This window comes from Rhizorhabdus sp., from assembly GCF_018006725.1.
In the GTDB taxonomy this organism is placed as follows: Bacteria; Pseudomonadota; Alphaproteobacteria; order Sphingomonadales; family Sphingomonadaceae; genus Rhizorhabdus.
The window spans coordinates 26,850-33,842 of sequence record NZ_JAGMXV010000027.1 but is presented as its reverse complement, the minus strand read 5'-3'; the positions used below and the strand labels follow the sequence as shown (position 1 = coordinate 33,842).

The following is a 6,993-nucleotide window of genomic DNA, read 5'->3' as shown; positions in this document are numbered from 1 at the left end:
CAGCATCGCTTCGCGATTTTCGAGCATATAGGACACGCCCGAGGGTGTGCGTGCATTGTCCTCGAGCACCCAGAAATCGTCGGGCCCGGTGCGCACCAGATCGATGCCACAGATATGGGCGAACACGCCATGTGGCGGCTTGGCTCCGGCGAGCATCGGACGGAATTGCGGGTTGGAAAGGATCAGTTCCTCGGGAACGACCTTGTCGGCGAGGATCTTTCGGGGGCCGTAAATGTCGGCGAGGAAGGCGTTGATCGCCTCGACGCGCTGGACGAGGCCTTCGGAAAGATTGGCCCATTCGTGGGCGGTGAAGATGCGCGGGACGATGTCGAAGGGAATGATGCGCTCGGCCGATTCATCTTCCCCATAGACGGCAAAGGTAATCCCAAGTTGTCGAAAGGCGGCTTCGGCGGCCTTCTGTCTTCGATCGAGTTCGCTAGACGGCGTATCCTCTATCCATTGCAATAATTCCGCGAACTCGGGTCGTCCTGCCGGGTCGCCCGGAGTGCCGCGGATCTCGTCGAAAGCGCCTGTCCCTGCCATACAGCTCCGTTATTGTTCGCATCGAACAGGTGGATGGTGCATCGCTTTGTTGCGACGCACAAGAGGTTTTGCGGCTTCATGGATACGGCGTGTTTCCAGCCCCCGCGTGCGCGGTCAACGCAGCGGATATTCTGCCAGTTCCCTCAACGACTTGGTCGAACGAAAAAGAGATCGGGACAGGGCTGATCAGCCCGGTTTCACCTTGCCGAGATAGGTCGAGAGGCGGTTCCGGTTGGAGCCTCGCGCCCGCGCCGGGTTAAGCAGGTCGTAGACGACCGCATTTTCGAGCACTTTCTGCACATATCCCCGCGTTTCCGCGAAGGGGATAGCTTCGATCCAGTCGACGACATCGACGCCCGGCAGGCGCGGGTCGCCATTGGCACGGATGAACTTGTTCACATTGCCCGGCCCCGCATTGTAGCTGGCGATTGCCAGCACATAATTGCCGCCATAATAATTGAGCATGCGATCGAAGAAAGCCGAGCCGATCGTGACGTTGTAGCCGACTTCGCCCAGCTTGGCCGGGTCATAAGGCAGCCCCATACGCCCTGCCTGCTCGCGCGCGGTCGCCGGCATCAACTGCATGATGCCGCGCGCTCCGGTCCTGCTGGTGGCCTCGCGGTCGAACTGGCTTTCCTGGCGCCCTATGGCGTGGATCAGGGTCCAGTGACTGCGCATCGCCTCGGGAACCGGAACTTCGGGAAAGCCGATCCGCAGCGGGTCGGGTGTGCCGCTGGTACGCGCATTGCGCGAAACCATGACCCCGAGATCGGGCCGTCCGATCGACCGGGCGAGTTCGCCCGCAAGGATATGGTCGGCATCGCTCGAGGCATTGTTGGCGATCAGGCGGATGAACTGGGTCTGATCCTTCCACTCCCCCGCGCGGCCCAAGAGACGCGCGGCGCGAACGACTTCGCTCGCCTCGAAGCTGGCGCGCGCCTGATCGGATACCGCCGCCTTCGGAGGCTCCGGCGGCAGCGCGATGTCTCGGCCGAGCCGTTCGGTCGCGAGCTGGCCGTAGAATTGATCGACATGAACCGCAGCCTGGGCGAGGTAGCTGCGTGCCCAATCGGGCTTGCCCCCGCGTTCGGCCGCGCGGCCTGCCCAGTACCAGCCCTTGGTCTGCGTACCGGGGGTCTGCGCCGCGCGCGAGTAGCGATCGAACATCGTCACCGCGTCGTCGAAGCGACCGAGCTTTTCCATCGCGACGGTGCCGGCCAGCCACATCAGGCTGGTATAGTCGTCGCGCTCAGCGAAGGGGCGGTCGCGGATGCGCGTGCCGGGCGGGAAGGCCTGTTCGGCGTGCTTGGCGATGGCGAGTGCGAGATCGAACTGGCTGTCGGCGCGGGCCGCCTGGGCGAAGCTCAGCAGATTGTCGAGGAAGTAGGCCGTGTCGAACGGAGCGGCCGTGAGGTTGCGCGACTGGGCGAGCCAGATTCGCGCCGCCATGCTGTCGCCCCTGTCCCGCAGATAGCGCGCCCGCTCGATCATGAAGCCCGGATCGTGGTTCACAGCGTCACCGGCGGCATCGATCTGCGCCTGCACGTCGGCGTCTTGCCGGACGAGCGCAAGGCGCGCGGAATAAAGCGGTCGGCGAGCCGGCGAGGTGTTGGCGAGTTGTCGTGCCGCAGGTGTCGTCGCGCGATCGAGCAGCAGGCGCTCCATGCGGCGGTCATGATCGGCCACCGTCATGGTCGCACCGAAACGGGCGGTCAGCCGTGCCTCGTCGTCCTGCGTCAGGCCCTTGGTGACCCAAGCGGCGGCGGCATTGCGCCGTGCCTCTGCCATGCGGCCGGTCGTCGCGAGCGCCTCGGCGAAGCGCGTCTGGCCGGCAGCGGTGAGCGGCGGGAAACGCGTGAAGAAGTTGATCAGATAGGCGGCGTCGAACCCGCCGGCATCGATGCGGCGTTCTGCCGCGCGCCGCATGGCGCTTTCGCCCGGCCATCCGGGATGCGCCATCAGAAAGGCCGCATAGTCGCGGAACGGCAGGGAATCGCTCTGTTGCAAACGGCGCCATTCGGCGATCACGCCTTGCAGGACATCGTCGCGCCAGGCGGGAGCGCTCTGCACCGGCGACGACGTCGAAGGCGGCGGCGCTGGCTGAGGCACGATCGTCGCAGCAATCGCTGCGGTAGAGACCAACAGCGCGACGCTCAGAAAAAGGCGGCGTGAGCGTCTGGACAGGGGAGGGGGCGCGAACCTATGGGGCGCTGTCGTTTCTCGGACGGACGTCATCGGGCTACTATGGCCATTGCGGATGCCGAGGTGAAGGGAGTGCGTGATGTTCAGCGGGTCGATTCCAGCCTTGGTGACGCCATTTCGCGACGGGACGTTCGACGAGAAGCTCTTTCGGACCTTCGTCGACTGGCAGATCGCGGAAGGATCGAGCGCGCTGGTGCCGTGCGGTACGACCGGCGAGAGCGCGACGATGTCGATCGAGGAGCATAACCACGTCGTTCGCGTCTGTATCGAGCAGGCCAAGGGCCGCGTTCCGGTGATCGCGGGTTGCGGATCGAACGATACGCTGGTCGCGCTCGAACATATGAAGTCGGCGCAGGCCGCCGGCGCCGATGCGGCGCTGGTCGTGCTGCCTTATTATAACCGCCCCAACCAGGACGGCATCCTTCTCCATTATCGCTATCTGGCGGAGCATTGCAGCCTGCCAATCGTGGTCTACAACGTTCCTGCCCGTACCGTGACCGACATCATGCCGGAAACGCTCGGAAAATTATCCGAGCTACCCGGTATCGTAGGGATCAAGGATGCCAGCGGGAAGGTCGAACGGGTTTCTGCACAGCGGCTGCATTGCGGCCCCGATTTCTGCCAGCTGTCGGGCAATGACGATATGGCGCTTGGCTTCATGGCGATGGGCGGCCGGGGCTGCATCTCGGTCACCGCCAACGTGCTGCCGGGCCTGTGCGCGCAGTTCCAGGCGGCCTGCCTGGAAGACCGCTGGAAGGATGCCCTCGCACTGCAGGACAAGCTGTTCCCGCTGCACGCCGCTCTATTCACCGATGCATCGCCGGGCCCGGTCAAATATGCGCTGAGCGTTACGTATCCGGACTTCCCGGCCGAACTGCGGATGCCGATGACCTGGCCGTCCGAGGCGAGCCGGTCAGCGGTCGATGCGGCACTGCGGCACGCGGGCGCACTGTAAGGTCGGGGCGTCTTCGGGAACAGCTTGCGGCTGGGCTTCGTATGCCTACTTAATCATGATGACGCGCCCGACCGCTTCCGGTCGGAGTTGTCATCGTCCTCGATAAGGCCCGCGTCCGCGGGTGGAATGAGATTTATGGCCCGACCGCGTCCTGTGGAGTTCGAGAAGAAGAAGGTGGTCGCCGATAATCGGCGGGCGCGCTTCGACTATTTTCTCGACGAGTTTTTCGAGGCGGGCATCGCGCTGACGGGCACCGAGGTCAAATCGCTTCGCTTCGGCGAGGGATCGATCGCGGAAAGCTACGCCGAGGTGAAGGACGGTCAGGTCTGGCTGGTCAACTCGAACGTGCCCGAGTTCAGCCATGGCAATCGCTTCAACCATGAGCCCAAGCGTCCGCGCAAATTGCTGCTGCACGAGCGCGAGATCGAGAAGATGCGCAACGCCGTTTCGCGTGAGGGCATGACGCTGATCCCGCTGTCGATCTATTTCAACGGTCGCGGCCGGGCGAAGGTCGAGCTGGCACTGGCCAAGGGCAAGAAGCTCCACGACAAGCGCGACACCGAGAAGGCACGCGACTGGAAGCGCGAGCAGCAGCGCCTGCTGCGCGATCGCGGCTAGGGGCGGTCGGGGGCATGTTCGACCGGATCGGCCATTGGTGGCGAAAGAACGCGCCGACGAGGGAATCGCTAGAGCAGGTGCGCTGGCTACGGCCATTTGCGCATCGCGTTCTGGAGCCGTCGCTGTGGCGCTTTACCCGGCGTTCGGTTCCGCGTGGCGTTGCGCTGGGCCTCATCGTAGGCATCTTCCTGATGATTCCCGGTCTGCAGATCATCGGGGCGGCGCTGCTGGCGCTGCCGTGCCGCGCAAATGTTCCGATCGCCGTTGCCATGACCTTCCTGAGCAATCCTGCGACGACGCCCTTCATCCTCTATCTGTCGATCGTCATCGGCAACCGCTTCGTTAATTCCTCGGCCGATGTCGGAACGGTGATGGTGATGATCAATCAGGGCGCGACCTTGGCCGACTGGTTCGCGTGGCTCGCCTCGTCGGCGGCGCCGGCGCTGGTGACTGGCCTGTTCGTCATATCGGTCGTGACGGCGGCCATCGGCTATCTGCTGTCGGGGTGCATCTGGACCGCGTGGGTCGCGCGCAAATGGAAGCAGCGCGAGCGTGGCCGGGAAGAAGCCCTGTCCTGAGGTTTGATCCTGACACTCTTGATGGTAAGCACTCCGTCATAGTCAGATCATACACCGAGGATTTCATGAAAAGCTTTGCAATCGCGCTCGTCGCCGGCTCCATGCTGGCAGGGGTTCCTCATGTCGCGTGCGCGGCAGATGGCGGCAAGCCGGCCTATGGCAGCTTCGGCTTCGACACCCAGGGCATGGACAAGACAGTCAAGCCCGGTGACGATTTCTACGCCTTCGCCAATGGCGGATGGGCGAAGAATACGCCAATTCCGGCGGACCGTTCGAACTTCGGCATGTTCACGGTGCTCGACGAACTTTCGATGAGCCGCAGTCGCGCGATACTGGACAAGGCGGCGGAGCAGCCGGGCTCGCGGATAGGCGATCTTTACGCCAGCTTCATGGACGAGAAGGCGATCGAGACGGCCGGCATCGCCCCGCTCAAGCCCATGCTCGAATCGATCGCCGCCTTGCCTGACAAGGCCGCCGTCGCCGCGAAGATGGGCGATCTCGTTCGTCAGGGAATATCGTCGCCCTTCGCCGTCTATGTCGACCAGGATGACAAGAACCCCGATGCCTACATCGCCATCTTGCGGCAGGGCGGGCTCGGGATGCCCGACCGCGATTATTATCTGAAGGACGACGCGGCACTGGCCAAGACGCGAAATGAATATAAGGCCTATCTTGCTCGTCTGCTGACCCTTGCCGGGGAGCAACAGGCGGATGAGCGCGCCGCGCGCATCGTCGCCTTCGAGACCGGGCTCGCGCAGATCCACTGGACCAAGGTCGACTCAAGGGACAGCACCAAAACCTATAACAAGTGGAGCCGCGCGGATTTCGACGCGAAGGCCGGTGGCTTCGACTGGGGGGACTATTTGAAGGCTGCGGGCCTCGACCAGCAGCAACAATTTCTCGTTGGCCAGCCCAGCGCCTTTGCTGGCACCGCCAAGGCCATCGAGGCGGCTCCGCTTGGCGTACTCAAGGATTATCTGCTCGTCGCCGCGCTCAACGCCTATGCGCCCTATCTGTCAAAGCCGTTCGTCGAGGCCGAATTTGGTTTCAACCAGACGGTGCTTTCGGGGACCCCGGAGAACAGCGACCGCTGGAAGCGTGGCGTGACCCTCGTCAAGAACCTCGTGGGCGAGGATCTGGGGCAGGAATATGTGAAGCTGCACTTCACGCCCGAGACCAAGGCCGCAGCCGACGAACTGGTCCGAAACGTGATTGCAGCCATGGGCCGCCGGATCGACGCGCTCAGCTGGATGTCGCCTGACACCAAGGTGAAGGCGCGCGCCAAGCTGACCGCCTTTACCCCGAAGATCGGCTATCCGAGCAAGTGGCGCGACTATTCGGCCCTCAAGATCGATCGCAGCGACCTCGTCGGCAATGCGATGCGCGGCAACGCCTTCGAATGGCAGCATAATCTCGACAAGCTCGGCAAACCGATCGATCGGACCGAGTGGCATATGACGCCGATGGAGATCAACGCTTACGCCAATTTCGGGATGAACGAGATCGTCTTCCCGGCGGCTATCCTGCAGCCGCCTTTCTTCGACCCCAACGCCGATCCTGCGGTCAACTATGGCGGGATCGGCGCGGTCATCGGTCATGAGATCAGTCATCATTTCGATGACCAGGGGGCCAAATACGACATGCACGGACGTCTGTCGGACTGGTGGACCGAGGAGGATGTCAAGAAATTCGCGGCGCTGACCGACCGGATCGTCAAGCAATATGACGCCTACGAGCCCTTGCCCGGCCTCCACGTGCAGGGTGCGCTGACTCAGGGTGAGAATATTGCCGATCTCGCCGGGCTGACGGTGGCGCATGAGGCCTATATGATGTCGCTCGGCGGCAAGCCCGCTCCAGTGATCGACGGCTATACCGGCGACCAGCGCTTCTACCTCGGCTGGGCGCAGGTCTGGCGGCGCAGCTATCGCGAGGCCAATTTGCGACAGCGGCTGCTGACCGACCCGCATTCGCCGTCGATCCAGCGCGCCTGGGTGGTCCGCAACCTCGATCCCTTCTATTCGGCCTACAAGGTGCAACCGGGCGAGCGGCTCTATCTGTCGCCTCAGGATCGCGTCAGGATCTGGTAAGCGCCGCTTG

The 6,993-nt window shown here is 63.4% G+C and carries 6 protein-coding genes; 4 read left to right on the top strand and 2 right to left on the bottom strand.

Features of this window, described 5'->3' with window-relative positions; all coding sequences use genetic code 11:
* Together KAY22_RS06390 and KAY22_RS06385 are read right to left on the bottom strand one after the other, a co-directional pair.
* Positions 1–543, bottom strand: a 543-nt coding sequence (locus tag KAY22_RS06390) for a circularly permuted type 2 ATP-grasp protein (protein WP_296621314.1), incomplete at its 3' end; no start/stop codon positions are given.
* A 186-nt stretch (positions 544–729) separates the two neighbouring features.
* Positions 730–2,613, bottom strand: a complete 1,884-nt coding sequence (locus KAY22_RS06385) for a lytic transglycosylase domain-containing protein (RefSeq protein ID WP_296621312.1) — start codon at positions 2,611–2,613, stop codon at positions 730–732.
* A 211-nt stretch (positions 2,614–2,824) separates the two neighbouring features.
* Between KAY22_RS06385 and dapA the strand changes: the two genes are divergently transcribed.
* From dapA to KAY22_RS06365, 4 genes are all read left to right on the top strand, one after another.
* A complete protein-coding gene (dapA, locus tag KAY22_RS06380; RefSeq protein ID WP_296621310.1) occupies positions 2,825–3,700 on the top strand; it encodes a 4-hydroxy-tetrahydrodipicolinate synthase in 876 nt (291 codons plus the stop codon).
* Positions 3,701–3,835: 135 nt separating this feature from the next.
* Entirely contained in the window at positions 3,836–4,318 is a 483-nt protein-coding gene (gene smpB, locus KAY22_RS06375) for an SsrA-binding protein SmpB (RefSeq protein ID WP_296621307.1), read from the top strand.
* A gap of 14 nt (positions 4,319–4,332) precedes the next feature.
* Positions 4,333–4,896 (top strand): DUF2062 domain-containing protein, encoded by a 564-nt coding sequence (locus KAY22_RS06370; RefSeq protein ID WP_296621305.1) that lies wholly within the window; start codon positions 4,333–4,335, stop codon positions 4,894–4,896.
* A 65-nt stretch (positions 4,897–4,961) separates the two neighbouring features.
* A complete protein-coding gene (locus tag KAY22_RS06365) occupies positions 4,962–6,983 on the top strand; it encodes a M13 family metallopeptidase (protein WP_296621303.1) in 2,022 nt (673 codons plus the stop codon).
* Positions 6,984–6,993 lie beyond the last annotated feature (10 nt).

What these genes read in the sequence shown, in the direction of transcription:
- dapA (WP_296621310.1), top strand. Translation starts at nt 2,825, where the DNA reads ATGTTCAGCGGGTCGATTCCAGCCTTGGTGACGCCATTTCGCGACGGG.
- smpB (WP_296621307.1), top strand. Translation starts at nt 3,836, where the DNA reads ATGGCCCGACCGCGTCCTGTGGAGTTCGAGAAGAAGAAGGTGGTCGCC.
- KAY22_RS06370 (WP_296621305.1), top strand. Translation starts at nt 4,333, where the DNA reads ATGTTCGACCGGATCGGCCATTGGTGGCGAAAGAACGCGCCGACGAGG.
- KAY22_RS06365 (WP_296621303.1), top strand. Translation starts at nt 4,962, where the DNA reads ATGAAAAGCTTTGCAATCGCGCTCGTCGCCGGCTCCATGCTGGCAGGG.